At 41.2% G+C, this 17,771-nt stretch carries 15 protein-coding genes; 11 read left to right on the top strand and 4 right to left on the bottom strand.

The window, feature by feature from the left end; translation table 11 throughout:
- The first annotated feature begins 345 nt into the window (after positions 1 to 345).
- A complete protein-coding gene (locus KAU88_06735; GenBank protein MCK4478205.1) occupies positions 346 to 1,413 on the top strand; it encodes an MFS transporter in 1,068 nt (355 codons plus the stop codon).
- A gap of 79 nt (positions 1,414 to 1,492) precedes the next feature.
- Here KAU88_06735 and KAU88_06740 read toward each other — a convergent pair whose 3' ends face one another.
- Both KAU88_06740 and KAU88_06745 read right to left on the bottom strand, forming a co-directional pair.
- Entirely contained in the window at positions 1,493 to 3,352 is a 1,860-nt protein-coding gene (locus KAU88_06740; GenBank protein ID MCK4478206.1) for an aldehyde ferredoxin oxidoreductase family protein, read from the bottom strand.
- Between the two features lie 102 nt (positions 3,353 to 3,454).
- Positions 3,455 to 4,459 (bottom strand): LLM class flavin-dependent oxidoreductase, encoded by a 1,005-nt coding sequence (locus KAU88_06745; GenBank protein MCK4478207.1) that lies wholly within the window; start codon positions 4,457 to 4,459, stop codon positions 3,455 to 3,457.
- 58 nt (positions 4,460 to 4,517) lie between these two features.
- Here KAU88_06745 and mch point away from each other — a divergent pair, with 58 nt between their 5' ends.
- The 5 genes from mch (at position 4,518) to KAU88_06770 (ending at position 10,119) form a co-directional block, all read left to right on the top strand.
- On the top strand, positions 4,518 to 5,483 hold the full coding sequence (gene mch, locus KAU88_06750; GenBank protein MCK4478208.1) for a methenyltetrahydromethanopterin cyclohydrolase: 966 nt from the start codon (positions 4,518 to 4,520) through the stop codon (positions 5,481 to 5,483).
- A gap of 103 nt (positions 5,484 to 5,586) precedes the next feature.
- A complete protein-coding gene (gene xylB / locus KAU88_06755; GenBank protein ID MCK4478209.1) occupies positions 5,587 to 7,083 on the top strand; it encodes a xylulokinase in 1,497 nt (498 codons plus the stop codon).
- Positions 7,084 to 7,164: 81 nt separating this feature from the next.
- Positions 7,165 to 8,094, top strand: coding sequence for a ribokinase (gene rbsK, locus KAU88_06760; GenBank protein ID MCK4478210.1), 930 nt, complete (start codon positions 7,165 to 7,167; stop codon positions 8,092 to 8,094).
- Positions 8,095 to 8,232: 138 nt separating this feature from the next.
- Positions 8,233 to 9,261: a zinc-dependent dehydrogenase gene (locus tag KAU88_06765; protein MCK4478211.1), complete on the top strand. Its 1,029-nt coding sequence runs from the start codon at positions 8,233 to 8,235 to the stop codon at positions 9,259 to 9,261.
- Positions 9,262 to 9,285: 24 nt separating this feature from the next.
- Entirely contained in the window at positions 9,286 to 10,119 is an 834-nt protein-coding gene (locus tag KAU88_06770; protein ID MCK4478212.1) for a fructose-bisphosphate aldolase, read from the top strand.
- A gap of 41 nt (positions 10,120 to 10,160) precedes the next feature.
- On the opposite strand, the gene KAU88_06775 is transcribed toward KAU88_06770, so the two are convergent.
- Entirely contained in the window at positions 10,161 to 11,660 is a 1,500-nt protein-coding gene (locus KAU88_06775; GenBank protein ID MCK4478213.1) for a DUF2193 family protein, read from the bottom strand.
- A gap of 148 nt (positions 11,661 to 11,808) precedes the next feature.
- On the opposite strand from KAU88_06775, the gene pyrC reads away from it, so the two are divergent.
- Complete coding sequence (gene pyrC / locus KAU88_06780) at positions 11,809 to 13,170, top strand: dihydroorotase (GenBank protein MCK4478214.1); 1,362 nt, start codon at positions 11,809 to 11,811, stop codon at positions 13,168 to 13,170.
- Positions 13,171 to 13,293: 123 nt separating this feature from the next.
- Here the strand turns inward: pyrC and KAU88_06785 are convergent, their stop codons facing one another.
- Positions 13,294 to 13,773: an Lrp/AsnC family transcriptional regulator gene (locus tag KAU88_06785; protein ID MCK4478215.1), complete on the bottom strand. Its 480-nt coding sequence runs from the start codon at positions 13,771 to 13,773 to the stop codon at positions 13,294 to 13,296.
- A 223-nt stretch (positions 13,774 to 13,996) separates the two neighbouring features.
- Between KAU88_06785 and KAU88_06790 the strand changes: the two genes are divergently transcribed.
- The 4 genes from KAU88_06790 to KAU88_06805 all read left to right on the top strand — a co-directional run bounded on the left by KAU88_06790 (position 13,997) and on the right by KAU88_06805 (position 17,663).
- Positions 13,997 to 14,647 (top strand): ParB/RepB/Spo0J family partition protein, encoded by a 651-nt coding sequence (locus tag KAU88_06790; protein MCK4478216.1) that lies wholly within the window; start codon positions 13,997 to 13,999, stop codon positions 14,645 to 14,647.
- 17 nt (positions 14,648 to 14,664) lie between these two features.
- Positions 14,665 to 15,435 carry an SDR family oxidoreductase gene (locus KAU88_06795; protein ID MCK4478217.1) on the top strand — a complete coding sequence of 257 codons (771 nt, stop codon included), beginning with the start codon at positions 14,665 to 14,667 and terminating at the stop codon, positions 15,433 to 15,435.
- A 143-nt stretch (positions 15,436 to 15,578) separates the two neighbouring features.
- Entirely contained in the window at positions 15,579 to 16,670 is a 1,092-nt protein-coding gene (locus tag KAU88_06800; GenBank protein ID MCK4478218.1) for an NAD/NADP octopine/nopaline dehydrogenase family protein, read from the top strand.
- A 147-nt stretch (positions 16,671 to 16,817) separates the two neighbouring features.
- Positions 16,818 to 17,663 carry an SDR family NAD(P)-dependent oxidoreductase gene (locus tag KAU88_06805; GenBank protein MCK4478219.1) on the top strand — a complete coding sequence of 282 codons (846 nt, stop codon included), beginning with the start codon at positions 16,818 to 16,820 and terminating at the stop codon, positions 17,661 to 17,663.
- Positions 17,664 to 17,771: the final 108 nt, after the last annotated feature.

Raw genomic sequence — 17,771 nt, forward strand, 5'->3', positions numbered from 1 at the left:
TCTGCCCAACGAGGCCTCCACATTTCACTCATTTTCTAACGTCATCCTCTTTTGTTTATTTGGAATATTTGATAAATGATATAACATTTTTGCTCAAAAAGACTAGAGCGTTCCTAACTTGAGGACACCGCTGACGGATCAAAGAAAACCGTTTAAAATATTCGTATACTATGTTTAAAATGAAGCAAGATGGTGGTACATTAGATAATAAAAATTGACACCACAGGTTTATAATGTCCCAAGGAAATCGATGACAAAGCCGCCTAACCAAAGTTGGAATCGTGAGAATTAAAACAGATATTTTAATAGGAGTATCCATCTGACTGGAAGGAAGGCACTGAAGCAATGAAACCAAATTTGATTAAATTCCTCACACTTGCCGCTATAATGGCTTCTTGGACATACATACCCATATTTGCTAAGGACTTGGGAATACCAAACACAGAAATTGGTTTCATCGCAGCTTTCTACGCTCTTACTTTATCATTATCTTTCTTCATCTTTGGTCGTGCATCTGATAAGTATGGCAGGAAGTTATTCTTATTGGCTGGTTTAGCATCGTCTGCAATTGCATTTTTCCTTCAAATATTTGCTCAAGATTTCTTGACTTTATTGACAACACGCGCTCTAGTTGGTTTTTGCTTTGGTATATACCCAGCCTCATTAGTTGCATACGTCGATGAGAAGAAAAAAGATTTGTCCAAGTTTTCATCTTTCGGAGCATTTGGCTGGGCTTTAGGATCATTGATAGCAGGTTTAATAGCTGTTTATTTCACGATTAAAGGCATTTTCATCTTCGGTTCCCTACTGTTTTTTATTGCTTTTCTTACAGCTTTAAAAATGAGATTCGGAAGGCACGATTCTATAGGTGTTCCTAAATTTCCAATTAGAATCATAAAGAAGAACCGCTCACTTTATCTATCCATCCTAATCCGCCATATTGGAGCTCACGTGATGTGGACTTTCTGGCCACTTTTCTTGCAGTCACTCGGTGCGGATTTATTCTTGGTCGGTGCTATTGTAATGATAAATAGCATAGCTCAGTTCATCTTTATGTATACTCTAAGTGGCAGAATAAATTACACTTCCTCGATTACCGCAGGATTAATATTATCAGGTATTGCATTCTTTTCTTTCACTCTTGCTACTGATTTCTGGCAGATAATCCCAATTCAAATTCTTTTAGGCGCTTCTTGGGCGCTAATTTATGTTGGTGGGTTGAGATATTTGATGGATAGGAATGTCGAAAAAGCAACAGTCAGCGGTTTGTTAGATTCCGTTTTAAGTCTGTCATGCATAATAGGTCCATTAATAGCAACTTTTGTGATAACAACAGGTGGCTACAGGACTACTATGTATTTGGCATCTATCCTCGCATTCATAAGTTTTCTTTTGTTCAAATTTTCAAAATAATCAAAATAACAGTCTTAAAAAGTAGATCTACCTCCCCCAGAAATGCAAGTGATAAAATGCCAACACATATCTACGAGCGCTATGTGCACGCATTATATTTTGAGACACCAAGTTTTTTGATAGTCTCACTCTTGGGGATTCCGTTTTTTGACCATCCTCTTAGTTTGTAATATTTTGAAAGCATTCTATTCAGCTCCACGATACTTCCTTGGTATGGTTCCTTGAGGAATCTCTCTGGGAGTTTATCGTTCTTTCGAGAAAACCCTTCTTGCACGTTAAAACATCGCTCCAAGTTAACGATTCGCTCTCCGCACATCAATAGTTCTTTTTCGGTGAATTTTTCTCCTGTTAATACTGAAAGAGCTTTTGCAATGTCCAATGGCATGAATATGTAGGTCTCAGCTGTTGTAAATTTGCACACACTCAGGGCATCTGTGGCTGCACAGTAGTTTTCTGTGAATACAACTATTTCAGGTTTGTATGTTGGATTTCGTGTGTCCATCATTTTGTCTAAAGGCTTGTTTGGGAAAAGTTGCTTGGCAACATCCCATTTTCGGGCAGAGTCAATTGTTGGCAATGCGTAAAGGTGATCCGCTCCACGATTGGAAACGGCGTGACCCAATCCGAAGGCTTTCAGGGTCCTTGGTTCTTGTCGGGGCATTTCCATTTTCTTGACATGCATCGCAAATCTGTTTGCTTGCCCGCCAATTCTTTCAGCTGCCCTTGCGGTGCCCTCAGCTAGTATGTCTCCGAATCCTTCCCGAGAGGCTATCATTTTAATAAGTTTCAACATGCTTTCGTCGTTGCCCCATTCCAAAGACACTTTTGTTTCTTTTTTGGTGATCAACTCTTTCTCATAGAGTTCCATTGCGAAGGCTATAGTTACACCGGTGGAAATAGTGTCCAAACCAAGCTCGTTGCATAGCTGATTAGCCTTCATAATTGCGCTGAAGTCTGAGATCCATAACATTGGTCCTAGAGAGTCTATGCTTTCGTATTCGGGGCGTGTGCCAGTAAGAGGTGCATATTTACCATCTGACACTTTTACAGACGCTCTGCAGTGAACCGGACACGCAAAACATGATTCAGATTTGACAAAGTATTTCTCTCTTATTGTTTCTCCTGAAATGTCTTCAGCCCAAGGAAACTGTGCTGTTTGATGGTTCTTCGCTGGGAGATCGCCTATCTCATTCTTTGAGTTTATGAGCCAAGGAGTACCGTACTTGCTCAAACCTTCCAACTGGGGATTTTTCGGAGACCACCGCTTGAAGGCTTCTGTGCACAAACTTCGAAACTTTTCGGGATTTGCAACATTAATTTTATTATTCCCATTTATCGCCACTGCCTTCAAATTTTTAGAACCCATGACTGCACCGAGACCACATCTAGCTGCTGCCCTTTCTTTGTCAGTAATGATAGATGATATGCGTACCAAATTTTCGCCTGCGGGTCCAATAGATGCGACGCAGCACTTGCCTACTTCCTCCTGAATGACCTTGATTGCTTCACTTGTCATCTGCCGCCAGATATGTGAAGCATTCTTCAAGACTCTAGTTTCATTCTCAATGTAGAGATATACTGGTGTCTTTGCCTTTCCGGAAATGAGGAGCAAGTCGTAGCCAGCAAATTTCAATTTTGGACCAAAATCTCCGCCAGCATGAGCATATCCAAGACCGTTGGTTAGAGGCGATTTCGCAGCCACTGTGATTCTTGATGAAGTTGGCCAACTGGTTCCTGCGAGGGGTCCTGCTGAAAAAAGTAGAATGTTTTCAGGTGAAAATGGATCTATTTTTTTGGTTAACTCCTTAAAAAGATAGTATGAAGCTAAGCCTCGTCCTCCTAAGAACTTCTTCAAAAGCGATTTTTCAATCTTAAACACATGCATTTTACCCGAGGTTAAATTTACATGTAGAGCTTTGCCCATCCATCCGAAAATCAAGTGATTGTTTCTCCTTGTAAACTTAATGGTGTATTCAAAGACTTGCAAGAGAAATAAATCTATTGATAACTAGCAATTTTTGGGATGTAAAGCACTTGGTTTTTAGTTCTTAAAGGATGAAATAATCTTTGTTCCAGCCAGTTTTATCACTTCTTTCAAGTCGGGTATTACAAAGATCATTTGTGTTACACCAGCCTTGAAGAATTCCTCAATTCTTTCCAAGCAGTAGTCCGGTTTTCCAGAAATCGAGAATTCGTCTATCATTTCATTGGTCATTAAATTCATCGCTTTCTCTGTAAAACCTTTTTTCAAAGCATCTCTAATTGCATCAATTCGCTCAATTTTTGTTCCCAATTTTTCGTGGACAAAGTTGGGTGTGAACGCGCTCATGAATGCAGTCAAGTATTTCACTTTTCTTTTCGCTTTATCATCCTCTTTGGCAACCGCAAAAGGCAAAATGTTGCCAATGTCTATATCTGCAATGCTTCTTCCAGTTTTTTCGGTTCCTTCCTTTATTATGCTCACTGCATCCTTTATGTAATGAAATGGGGCGTTGAGTAAGGATCCATCGGCCATTTCCCCGATCATACGCGTGAACTTTGGGCTCCTGGCTGCCAAGTAGATTTGAATCTTAGCTTTGGGAAGAAAAGAGAGGTTTGCTTTTTTTACCTTTATCATCTCTCCGTCGTAGTCCACCGTTTCGCCAGACAATATCCGGTTAATTACTATAACGGCTTCTCTTACAGTAGTCAGTGGTTTTTCCCACATCTTTATCCCTAAAGGTCGAAGTGGCATGTCTCCCCCTGGCCCTAGCCCAAGGACCACACGACCACTTGCCAACTCGTCTAATGTAGATGCGAAAACGGCTAGAAGTGCTGGATGCCTTGTGTAAGGGTTACATATACCGGTTCCAATTTTGATTTTAGATGTTTTGAGTGCAATGGTTGTCATATTCACTATGACATCTCTACACGAAGGCGCAGGATTTTCATCAGCGATCCAAACGTATTCAAAACCTTGATTTTCCGCCATTTTAGATAATTCTGCAGTTTCTAACACAGGACAGAACCCTGGAAGATTCAATCCGAAACTTCTTTTGCCAACCATATTTATTGTACCTACTTAATCTTTAAGTGAAGCTCGTAAATATTAAATTGGTGGAAGATTGCTTAGCGTAAACAAATTAGCTGCCAAAATTTGTAGAAAGATGATAGATGAAGCCGAAGAATTAAACATCAAATATACTTGTTTAAAGAATGGTGTCCACATAATTGACACTGGAAACCAAGCTTATGGAGGAGTACAAGCAGGTCTGTATGTAACTAAAATATGCTTGGGCGGTTTGGGAAACGTAGCGCTGACATCAATGGAATTAGAAGGAATAACATTACCTGCCATAGGAGTTTCAACCGATTTTCCGATATTTTCTATCTTATGTCAAGCATCGGGTGGCTATCGCGAAGCAATGGACGGTTGGATCAACTTCAACGTTGGCTCATACAACGCTATCGCAAGTGGACCAGCTAGAGCAATAGTTCATGAACCTGAGGAACTGTTTGAAATTGTTGGATACAAGGATTTTGCTGAAGTTGGTGTAGTGGTTCTTCAATCGGAGCAATATCCAGATGAAAAAGTTGCTGATCGACTCGTAGAAAGATGCAAAGTAGATCCAGCAAGCCTCTACTTGGTTCTGTCTCCACTCTCAAGCATGTCTGGCTTAGTTCAGGTTACTGGAAGAAGTGTTGAGAATGCAATGGTAAAGCTACGTACTTTAGACTACAATGTAAAGAACGTGAAATATGCGTGTGGAATTGCACCTCTGCCTCCACTGAAATCTCCTAAAATTATTCCTGACGACATGCTTTCTTATGGCAGTGTAGTGCATCTCTACATAATGCCCGATGAAAAAACAGATCTAAGAGAAATAGCTAAGAAGATGCCCTCACGGACGTCAAAATGTTATGGCAGATCCTTCGTAGAGCTCGTGAAAGAACACGGCGGGTGGAGAGGGATAGATATCGATCTTTTTGCTCCTGCAGAAATCTACATTAACAATCTTAAGACGGGCGAAATATACAAGTTTGGAGATGTTAACAGCAGTCTGCTAAAAACTATGGTAGGTCTCAATTGACCCCTCAAACACGTGCACATTTAATCACACACAGAGGAAAAGTGAACTCAAATCTCTGTGACACTTAGTTGTTCAAAAACGATGAAAAAGGAGGATTAAGAATATGTCATCATCACCCTACTTGATGGGTATTGATATAGGGACAGAAGGCTGCAAAGCAATACTCTTCAATGCTAAAGGGAAGTCTCTAGCACGATCATACCAAGAATACCCCATAATCGTTCCCGAACCTTCATGGGCTGAGCAAGACCCTCATTTATGGTGGAATGCCGTTAGAAAAACCGTTTCAGATATAACAAAGAAAGTTAATGTTCACCCAGGACAAATAGAATGTGTCAGCCTCGCTGGTCAGTCCCCCGTTTTGGTTCCAGTTGACAAACGTGGCAATCCGCTAATGAACGCCATTATATGGATGGACCGTCGTGCTGTTAGACAGACCAGAACCATAACAAGGATCGTCGGTATCACAGAAGACCCTTCTATGATTTTGCCCAAAATCATATGGGTTAAAGAACAACATCCACAAGTTTTCCGAAAAGCCCACAAATTCCTCCAATCAACCGACTTCATCGAATACAAGCTCACGGGTAATTTTGTCACTAACTGGCTTAACGCGATCACATGCCACTTTGATGTTAGCGAGGATCGGTGGTCGGAGACGGTTTTAAACCAACTAGAGATACCCATCCAAAAACTCCCAGATGTTTTTCGACCCACGGAAATTGTTGGTACCGTCACTGAGCAAGCGTCTCGTGAAACTGGGCTCAAGAAGGGCACCCCGGTTGCAGCAGGGGGAATCGATGCTTACATGGCAATGATTGGCGTTAATGCCTTGAGAACAGGCTGTGCATGTGAAATTACAGGAAGCTCCACCTGTCTCATGATTCCATCTAATCGCAAAGTTTCCGATCCGGAGGGAAGAGTAAAGTGTGAACCATTTCCGATGTTGCCAAATTTTTGGGTTACATGGGGAGTAATGTCTTCTACTGGGGCTTCTCTTAAATGGTTCCGTGACACATTCGGCTATCCAAGTGAATCTTATGAAGATCTAGATGTCGAAGCTGCAAAGGCACCTCCTGGATCCCAAAGACTAATTTTTCTGCCATACATGATGGGTGAACGAAGCCCTATATGGAACCCGACTGCCAGGGGAGTTCTCGTAGGTTTATCACTTAATCACTCTCGAAAACATGTAGTAAGAGCAATTCTTGAAGGGTGCGCATTTGGTATACGACACAATTTAGAAACAATCGAGGGATTAGGTGCGGAAATAAATGAAATTCGGAGTTGTGGAGGAGCCGCGAGAAGCAGAATTTTTGGACAAATTAAAGCTGATGTAACTGGAAAACCCATAATTATTCCTGAGGAGATCGAAGCGACAGCGCTTGGTGCAGCCATAGTTGGAGCGGTCGGTGTTAGAGTCTATGGTGACATAAAAGAAGCGTCAGAGAACATGATTAAAGTCAAAAGCAGAATCAATCCTAAAAAAACGTCTCACAAAAAGTATACCTCTTCCTTTCAAATGTACAAAGACGCTTATCTATACTTGAAAGAATACTTTAAGCGCTATTACTCACCTAAAAACGTTGGTCCAAATTGAAGAAGGGACGGTTGTAAATTGGGTTCTGAAGAAATTTATAAGAAATATAGAGACTCACTTAATGCTTTTCTTTATAAGAAGATGAAAACGAAAATTGTAGTTGTTGGTAGCCTCCATATGGATCTGACTGTAAAAACGAAAACAATTCCGCGCATCGGTGAAACTGTTCTAGGTGAGGAATTAAAGACGTGTCTAGGCGGGAAAGGAGCAAATCAAGCGGTAGCAGCCGCAAAACTTGGAGCCAATGTTACATTGATTGGAAGAGTTGGAGCCGACTTTTTTGGAATGGAAGCAATTAGGAACGCAAAGCAACACGGAATAAATACTAAGCTCATAAAGCGAGACAGAGAAACGTACACAAGTCTTGCGTTAATAATGGTCGACAAAAATGGTAACAACATCATTACAGTTGCACCAGGCGCAGATTTGAGATGCAGCAAAGAAGATATTGACAGAGCTGATCCCGTTATAAAGTCATCCGACATCCTCTTAATGCAACTAGAGATACCGCTTTCGGTCGTTGAGTATACGATCAACAAAGTCTATCGTTATGGCATAAAAGTGATTCTGAACCCATCCCCAGCCCATGAACTGTCAAACGAACTACTAAGAAAAATACACATTCTAATACCAAATGAACAAGAAGCAGAAGTATTGAGCGGCGTAAAAATATCGAATCTGAGCTCAGCAAAAAATGCTGCAAAAAAAATCTTGTTAAAAGGAGTGGAAAATATCATTCTAACAATTGGAAAGAAAGGAGCAATAGTTGTAACAAAAGAAGAAGTGGCTCATATAAAAGGACTAAGAGTTGAAACGGTGGATACTACTGGCGCAGGGGACGCTTTTTGCGGTGCATTAGCCATAGCCATTTCCTCTAGAGGAGAATTAAAAGAGGCTGTGGTTTATGCAAACTGTGCAGCAGCTTTAGCTACTACAAAGATTGGTGCTCAAGAGCCACTGCCTACACAAATTGAACTTGAGAAGTTTATGCGTGAAAGAGGGTTAGTCTGATTTATTACAGCAAGAACTCAATCCTGTATTATCTGACCCATTATGAGTCTAGCAGACCAACGAAGCAATTGATCAACAGCCCTCCAGCAAACCCATATATAATCTTCTGGTTACAAGTTATGCTCCGGAGATGATAAGGTGAAGGCAGCTGTATATTATGGGTTAAAAGATGTGAGATTAGAGGAAGTCGAAGCTCCGAGAGTAAGGGATGGAGAAATATTAGTTAAGGTGTACGTTTGTGGCATTTGTGCAACCGATGTTAAAACAGTCGTAAGAGGACACCCGCTAATTAAGCCTCCCGCAGTTCTTGGGCATGAAGTTACAGGTGAGATCGTTAAGACCGGGAAAAATGTCACTGGACATAAAAAAGGTGATCGTGTTGTCATTGCCCCTTATGTGCCATGCAGCGCCTGTTATTATTGCTTGCATGAACAGTACACTTTGTGCAGTAGACTTTTCGAAGGGACACTTGTTCCAGGCGGGTTTGCAGAGTTCGTAAAAGTATCGTCTAACATTGTAGAGAAGGGAATCCTCGAAATACCGGGGAATGTTTCTTATGAAGAAGCAGCACTTACGGAACCTTTGGCATGCTGTCTTCACGGGATGGAAGAGTGCAAAGTTAAGGTGTGTGATTCAGTTGCGATCGTTGGAGATGGCCCAATAGGATTAATGCATTTGCAATTGGCAAATTTAATGGGAGCAGGTAAAACCATTGTTAGTGGACAGCTTGATGAGAGGTTAAAGGTGGCACGTGAACTTGGAGCTGATGTAACGGTTAATGAGACGATGGAAGATCCTGTCAAAAAAGTTATTCAAGAGACCGGAGACCGAGGGGCTGATGTGGTTATTGTCGCGGTGGGCAGCCTTTTAGCCGCAGAGCAAGGGATAAGATTAGCAAGGAAAGGAGGCGTCGTAAACCTTTTCGGTGGGTATCCCGCTGGATCTGAGCTTAAGATTGACCCAAACCTCATTCATTATTCAGAGTTGACCATCACGGGAACATTCGGATTTTCCCATACTAATTTTTCCAAAGCGTTACAATTAATAGGTACAAAGAAGTTTGATGCTAATAGGCTCATAACTCACAAGTTCAATCTTGATGAAATATTGACAGCAATAGACATCTCAGCAAATCGCAAAGGACTTAAAGTATTGTTGATAATTTAGCTTAAAAAGGAAGGAGCGACCTACATGTCTCAAGTTGGCAAGACATTAAGGCTAGGACGAATATTCGACCAGAAAACCAATCGAACGGTCATAGTGGCGATAGATCATGGGCTTTTCATGGGACCACTAAAAGGACTAGTAGAACCTCCTAAAGTTGTTAAAAAGGCATTAAAAGGCGGAGCAAACGCTGTAGTGGTTTCACCTGGTGAGTGCCAGCATATCGCGACAGAGGTTAAAGGGCAGGCAGGATTGATATTGCGCATTGATGGAGCAACCACAATATACGGACCTGAATTTTTCAATACCCGGAGAATAGCTCTTGTTGAAGATGCCGTCAGAATGGGTGTTGACGCCGTGATCGCTATGGGGTACATCGGAACAGCAAAGGAGAATGAGGTCTTAGCGAGTCTCGGCGCCATTGCCAGGGAATGCGAAAAGTTTGGTGTGCCACTAGTGGCTGAGATGATTCCGGTCAAAGGCGAAAGAATAAAAGACCCATATAGTGCGGAAGTCGTGGGTCTTGCCGCTCGTGTTGGTGCGGAAATGGGTGCTGATATAATAAAGACTTACTACACTGGAAGAGAGGATACGTTTAAAGAGGTTGTTAGAGGCTGTACCGTGCCTGTCGTGATCGCTGGCGGTCCAAAGATGGAAACCGAGGAACAAGTGTTAAAGATGGTGGAGCGAGCCATCAGCGCTGGGGCGGTTGGAGTAGCTTTTGGACGAAATATTTGGCAACATGAAAACCCAGAAGGTATGACGAGGGCGATAACGAAAATTGTGCATGAAAAAGTTACCATTAAAAAAGCCTTAAAAGAATTTAAGAAGCAAAGACATCTCGATGTGATGGGGTCTTAATTACCGAATGTATGCGACACATTAACCTAAAAGGCTTGAAATCAATCTTTTCGTTTAGGAGGCATACGCCTTTTAGCAAGGCAGTACTTGCATCTGTACGGCAAAAGTTTTGCTAAGGCACATTGCTTACAGTAGAGAAAAGGTAAGTAAGGTTCACTAGGGTTAAGAGCTATCAGCTCTGTTGCGTATAAACATATCAAGGGATCGCTAATTAGGTGAAATGGCTCATCAGCAAATCGAAGTAATCCAGCAAAGCGAGTAGTAATAGGACACTCTGGCCATCCGTATCTTTGAGGATTCTGCAAAACTTCATTATCGTCTATGGCAGAGAGATCAATAGTAATACCATAAATCTGGCCACCAAGACCCACCGGAGGCTTTTCAATGTAATGTTCTCCTCGAGTTAAGAAGTTAACAAATTCACCATTCATGCATTCATACCTGAACTTTTTAGGGTTCTTGAGCAGAAGGTTATAAAATCTTTTTAGGAATAGATCGTTTAACATTTCTGATGTAAAGCCATCTAGCTGCATGATATATGCTGCTCCAGCGGCAGTTACTTCCGATGCTGGTATTTCGTAAGGGTTTTTGAGCTTGTGCTTGAGTTTAGCTTTTTCAATTGTGTTTTCAAGTGCGTGTGTAAGGCTCTCGAGTATGGCCATTTCGATGTCGCTCTTGCATAAGTTGTATGTTGTTTGAGAGACATGATGGAAGTCTCCAGCACTCCAGAGTGGGATTAAACTCAGATTGGCGTAGTGTACGCCAGCCTTTGCCGCCTTAACGGTTGCCTTGAAAATTTTTTCTTTAAACATCTCTAGGCATTTTTTGTAATCGAAGGACTTGTGCCCGATTTCCTTCATTATTCGAACTTGCGTCTCGATTGGGTTAAGCCACATGTCTTTCATTATCTCTTTTTCAGCGCTAATTGCTTCATGGATATCTTTGTTATCATCCAAGATATCAAAAAATCTAGATCCGAACATTACGCTATAACTGGTATTTCGAGCTGCGGATACGGCATTAATGAAAGCCCACTTATACTCAGTCTTGATATCGACATTATTTAGAATTCTCATATACAGGTTTGAGAACGATCCGGGAGTCGGCACATAATCCGCAATCCATGTCGGTCCGTAACGACCGTAAAATCTAGAAAAGATTTCTTCTTGGATTAGGTCATGAGACTTGTCAATAGCTTGGGCGACTTTAACCGAAGCCCGTTTAAAATCCTTGTCGAACTCATACAGTATTTCGAAGACAGCTGTTGTTTGATAATGTTCCAGCCAAGGCTCATCTTCAGGAAGCACAAACTCTGTGAGACTACTAATGACACTATACCCTGCATTTGCTGAGACCACATAGAGATCAAAAACGTCTTTCGATTGTTTCCTGGAGGGAACTAAGCGGTTTTTCACTTGAAGCATCGGTCGCCAATCGCTTACTTCGAATTGTCCTCCACGTTTCTCTTTCACTATTTGAACCCAAGTTCTTTGAAGACTCACAATTTCATCCGCAATTTTTTCGGCTAATTGATTTTCCACTAGCACCCCTCATTTTTATAAAAGTACATACTATTTCGATGCATGTACGCTCTTAAATTTTCTTTTTATTGACATCCTTTAAATTTCTCTAAAGATTAAAATGTATACAGACAATAAAAGTAATTGGCGCTTATTAGCGGGATTTGACATGGTTGTTGATCTTGTCTTAAAAGGTGGTAAGATAGTTACATCTGCAGGGGTTCTTGAAGCAGGCATAGCCGTTGATAGAGGCAAAGTTGTTGTAGTTGCAAAGGAAACCCATCTACCTAAAGCCGATAAAGTGATGAACGTTCATGGCTCACTCATCATGCCCGGATTTATCGACGCTCATGTTCATGTTTGTGATCCCGGGTTTATACGTGAAAGTTTTGAGACAGGAACCAAGGCTGCAGCTGTAGGTGGAGTCACAACTATAATCGACATGGCATCGTCTATGAAGCTGCGGACTTCCTCTGTAGCTATGCTGCTTAAAAAGAGAGAGATGGGTGAACGTGAGTCTTTTGTAGACTTTGCTTTATATGGTGGAGAAATTTCTGATGAAAAAGACCTCCGGGAAATACAAAAACTAGTAAAAGCAGGGGTTGTTGGCTTTGGCGAAATAATGATGTGTGGAGATGCACCCATAAAAAATGACGAAATAATGCTGGAAGCATTTCATTTAATATCGAATGCAAAATCAATAGCGGCTGTTCACGCTGAAGACAACACTACACTAAATTACTATAAAAAGAAGTTACTTGCTGAGGGAAGAAAAGATATCATGGCATTTGCTGATGCACGACCCAACTTGGCTGAAGCCCAAGCAATATCTAAAACTCTTCTCTTGTCTAAGAAGACCGATGCAAAACTTCATGTGTGTCATTTGTCAACCAAAGAGGGCGTAAACCTGATACGAGAAGCAAAGGCTCAAGGCTCGCGTGTTACCACTGAAGTTTGTCCACATCATCTATATTTCACACGAGATGATTATGAAAAATTAGGTCCTTACATAATTACAACGCCGCCTTTACGAACCAAAGAAGACGCCAACCAACTTTGGAGAGCTTTAAATGATGGAACTGTAGACTTGGTTGTCTCTGACCACTGTGCCTTCACGAAAAGTGAAAAAGATGTATGTTGGGAAGATGTTTGGAATACCCCGCCTGGTGTTCCAGGATTAGAAACTCTTGTTTTGGTAATGCTAGGCAAAGGAGTTAGAGAGGGCAAAATCACGTTAGAAAGATTTGTTGAAGTAGCATCTGAGAATCCCGCCAAACTTTTTGGGCTATATCCTGAAAAGGGATCGTTGCAGAAGGGGACCGATGCTGATTTGACAATTGTAGATTTGAAACAGGATCACAAAATTAGGTCAGAAGACTTGAAATGCGTTGCTGATTATACGCCATATGAGGGATGGACAGTTAAGGCAAAGCTAATGATGACGTTGGTTCGTGGAAAAATCATATCCGAAGAAGGTGAAATTGTAGGAAAACGTGGGTACGGAAGTTTTATCAAGCCTTCGTTGGGTTAATTTTTTGTGCGTGCCAAAAGATGCAATCCACATTTGAATCAATTTCCGGTCTTTTTTCGCTAATCTCTATTCAGCCTTTACATTCAGTATCAGAAAAAGTGGTGTATTTGGAAAATTGTTGATTCACATAGAAGATTTGAGTTCTATTCTCGGATCTTCTTTTATTGTCTTTACAACAACTACTGTACTGGTTCTTTCAATTTTTTGCATGTCATACATTTTTTCGAGTTTTCCCATGAAATCTTCTCTATTATCCGAGATAGTTAAAACAACAAAATCGTTTTCTCCCAATATGAAGTAGACTGCACAAACGCCTGGGATTTGGGCTAGCATCTTTCCTACTTTTTCGTGGTAGCTTGGACCGTATTTTGCGCGGACAAAAGTAATCGTGGTGTAGTCTTTTCCAAGTTTCGTTGCATCAACTTTTGCATAGTAACCCTTGATTATTTTCTCTGTTTCCAGCCTCTTTATTCGATAATGTACTGTTGATTTTGGGACTCCTAACTCATTAGCTATTTTTCCTAATGGAGTTCTACTGTCCTTTTGCAATATCTCAAGGATTCCTATATCTATTTCATCGAGCGATTTTTGTTGTTCAGGCAAGATGTACTCCTCAAAAACAATTGCACATGCTAATTTTTAAGTTCATTCCTAGTTGATTGAAGTAATCTAGAGTCATGTTGTGCGTGTGAGTCCAATTTTTGCTGCTAATTCTTGAACATTGTACATGTAAACTCACAGAAATTGTCCGTTTTCCTAATTACCGAAATATTTTTCTTTCGAGCGTGCAGTAATATACTAGAAGTAATGTTATGAGGGAGAAGGTATGACAAGCCACGAGTTGAAGTCTTCTTCGGATAGGATTGGTCAGCTTTACCCTATATTAGTTGACTATTATGGCAACATTATTGATGGAGAACACCGTTTTAGCGCGGATCAAAATTGGAGGAGGGTAAGGCTGGAGCACATCAAGACGGAGAAAGATAGACTTGTCGCTAGGATCATCAGCAATACCCATAGGAGAAGCGTGTCTAGTAAGGAGAAGATGGAATTGTTGAACAGGCTGGGCGAAATCTACCAAAGCAAAGGAATAGACCCCGGAAAGATAGCGTATAAGATGGTGAATGAAACAGGAATGAGCTACCGCTGGGTAGCGAAGTACTTGCCAGACAGGTTCAAGAATAGTCTACAATCGGAAAGGAGGAAAAACTCGGTTGCACGCCCTGCAACCACCTCTATCACCTTTACGGATCCTCCGGAGGATGTGCTGAACATAAGTGTCTACAGAAATACCGACTTTGTGAACTTCGTGGTGAAAAAGTCCCTCTACGAGAAATTGGAGGAAAAGGCCAAAAAAATGGAGATAACGCCAACCAAGCTCATATACAACGCATTACTGCTAATATTAAAAACTAACCTGAATCATCGCGCACGCAATTTCAAAATATCCTCAGATGGCTTATTCACAATTGAATGAAGTGGAAGTGAATTATACTGAAACAGAAGGAACTAGAAGGCAAAGTTGCACTGATCACTGGGGCTGGCTCCGGAATTGGATGCGCCATAGCTGTGCTTTTTGCTAAAGAAGGAGCAAATGTAGTTGTCGCAGACATTAGTGAGAAGGAAGGAAGGGACACAGTTGAGTTCATTAGAAATGATGGCGGTGAAGCCGTGTTTATGCAAGGAGATGTGTCTAAAGCAGCTGACGTTAAAAAAGTTGTAGAAGCAACTGTTGAAAAATATGGAGGACTCCACATACTCTGCAACAACGCTGGAGTCGGATCCGCTGGCTCAATAATAGACATAACTGAGGAAAACTGGGATAAAGTCATCGATATCAACCTAAAGGGGGTCTTCCTTTGCTCCAAGTATTGTATCCCAAAAATAGTTAAGCTTGGAGGTGGGGTTATCATCAACATTGCCTCCGTGTTAGGACTCATTGGCTCCAAGGGCGAAGCTGCATACTGCGCATCAAAAGGAGGTATCATCTCTCTTACAAAGGCTATGGCCTTAGACTTTGCTTCTCAGAATATTCGTGTCAACTGCATATGTCCCGGTTCAGTTCTTACTCCCACATTTAAACGAGTAATGACTGCCTCGGGTAATTACGAGCGTTCATTTGCTCGCAATTTAGAGAAAATTCCTCTTAGACGAGTTGCGGAGCCTGAAGAAATTGCTCAAGCAGCACTATATTTGGCATCAGACAAATCCTCTTACATTACTGGATCTACCTTAGTAATAGACGGGGGCTGGACATCACATTGAAGCGAGACATTGATTTTATTCTCATGTTTATCGAAAGTTGTTCAATGGCATCATGGAAGTCGAAAAAATACTAGTATTGGTTCGTGTGAACATAGAAATATACATGACAACCCTTATGCTGCTTAATAGGAGATCGACGATGCATGGTAAAAACGGTTGCAGTTCTAGGAGCTGGAAATGGTGGCTGTGCGACGGCTGCTGATCTATCATTAAGAGGTTTCAAGGTAAATCTTTGGAATAGATCATACAATCGTATTGCGCCAATATTAAAATCTGGCGGGATAGAGTTAACCGGCAGGATTAGAGAACAAGGCTTTGCGAAATTAAACAGAATTACATGGAGCAACAATATTAAAGAAACAGTTCAAGACGCAGAAATAATAATTGTAACGGTTCCAACATTTGGGCACAAAGACATTGCAGCCCGCTGCGCTCCATATTTGAGCGAAGGTCAAACTATAGTATTGAATCCTGGCTATTTTGGTTCACTTGAATTTACCAAGACTTTAAGAAGCATGGGAGTAAAAAAGGAAATAAGAATAGCCGAGACATCAACGTTAACTTATGCATGCAGAATGCTGGGACCAGCTAAAGTTAAGGTGATAGTCGCCACCAAGTTCTTCTTATTTGGAACATTCCCTGGAGAGGAGGTTAAAGAGACCGTTAGTATTTTCAAACAACTATACCCTTCAGCGATTAAAGCCATTAATGTATTAGAAGTTTTTTTAAACAATCCAAATCCTTTAGTTCATCCTGTTGGAATACTGTTAAATACATGGCCTATTGAAAATCTAAAACGCCTTTGTTTTTATAAAGACTGTGTGACGCTTTCTGTTGCAAAAGTTATCCAAGCAATAGATGAAGAAAGGCTAGCCCTTTGTAAGACTTTGGGGTTTAGGCAGATTTCGACAAAGAAGCGCTTAATAATGGGTAAATACGCCGAAGAAGGAACAATTCAAGAAATGTATAATAACAGCATACTCAGAAGCATCGAAGCTCCTTCCAGTATTAAGTCAAGATACATAACTGAGGATGTCCCTTACGGCTTGGTCTCTTGGGCATCTCTTGGTAGAATGCTTGATGTTCCTATGCCTACAGTGGAATCATTAATCAAGTTGGCCTCAGTTATTAATGAAGTTGATTACTACAAAAAAGGAAGAACTGCCGAGAAACTGGAAATCTCGGGATTAGATGCTGAAGGGCTAAACAAATTTCTTGCAGAAGGCGTGCGCTAAATCAACAATGTGCATTCTGCGCTATTATTTTCCCAGAATGAACAGTTTGTTACTGAATATTTTTCCACAAGATTTAACTAGAACTTAACTAAGCCTTGTTTTTGAAATAGGGTTATACTCTGAAAAATTGTGAAGGCAGTATAAACCATGAAAGAGTTCAAAGATAAAGTGGCTGTCATCACTGGCGCAGCTAGCGGTTTAGGACGAGCAATAGTCAACCGCTGTGTGAGAGAGGGCATGAAGGTTGTTCTGGCGGACATCGATGAGAAAACCTTAGCCAAAACCAAAGAAGAATTGAAAGCCATGGGAGCGACTCTTATAGCTGTACCGACTGATGTTTCAAAAATAAGCGACGTCGAAGCGCTAGCCCAGAGAACACTTGAGGCTTTTGGAGCAGTCCATTTACTGTTCAATAATGCTGGTGTCGTTACGTTCGGCCCAATTTGGAAAAGTACACTAGCTGATTGGAAATGGGTTATGGGTGTAAACTTGTGGGGAGTGATTCATGGAATTCAGATTTTTGTCCCTATTATGCTCAAGCAAGATACCGAGAGCCACATTGTCAATACAGCGTCTCTCGCGGGGTTAATATCTGGACCTGGTTGTGGAATTTACATAGTGACCAAACATGGCGTTGTGGCGCTCTCCGAGATACTATACCATGAATTGGCACATATGGGCGCTAAAGTCAAGATCTCAGTTCTATGCCCCGGGTTCATCAATACACGACTCGGGAACTCAGAGCGCAATCGTCCCGTCGAACTACAGAATAATTCTGCTGAAGAGATTAAGAACTCTGAAGTTGAGCAACCGAGACAATTCTTTTGTAAGGCTGTGCGTGCGGGAGTATCTCCCTATCAGGTAGCTGATTATGTCTTCAACGCTATCAAAGATGAAAAGTTCTACATCCTAACGCATCCTGAATCGAAACAAGAGATAAAAACTCGGATGGAAGACATTCTTCAAGAGCGCAATCCAACGAGTTTAGAATGATAAACTTTGCGCATTGGGTAAATATGACACTTCAATGTGACCTATGCAAATCTCTTAGATTCTTAGTGAGTATGCTATCAAATGATGCACGGTGTCAACCAGACTGGT

Source organism: Candidatus Bathyarchaeota archaeon, assembly GCA_023131225.1.
Lineage (GTDB): Archaea > Thermoproteota > Bathyarchaeia > Bathyarchaeales > SOJC01 > JAGLZW01.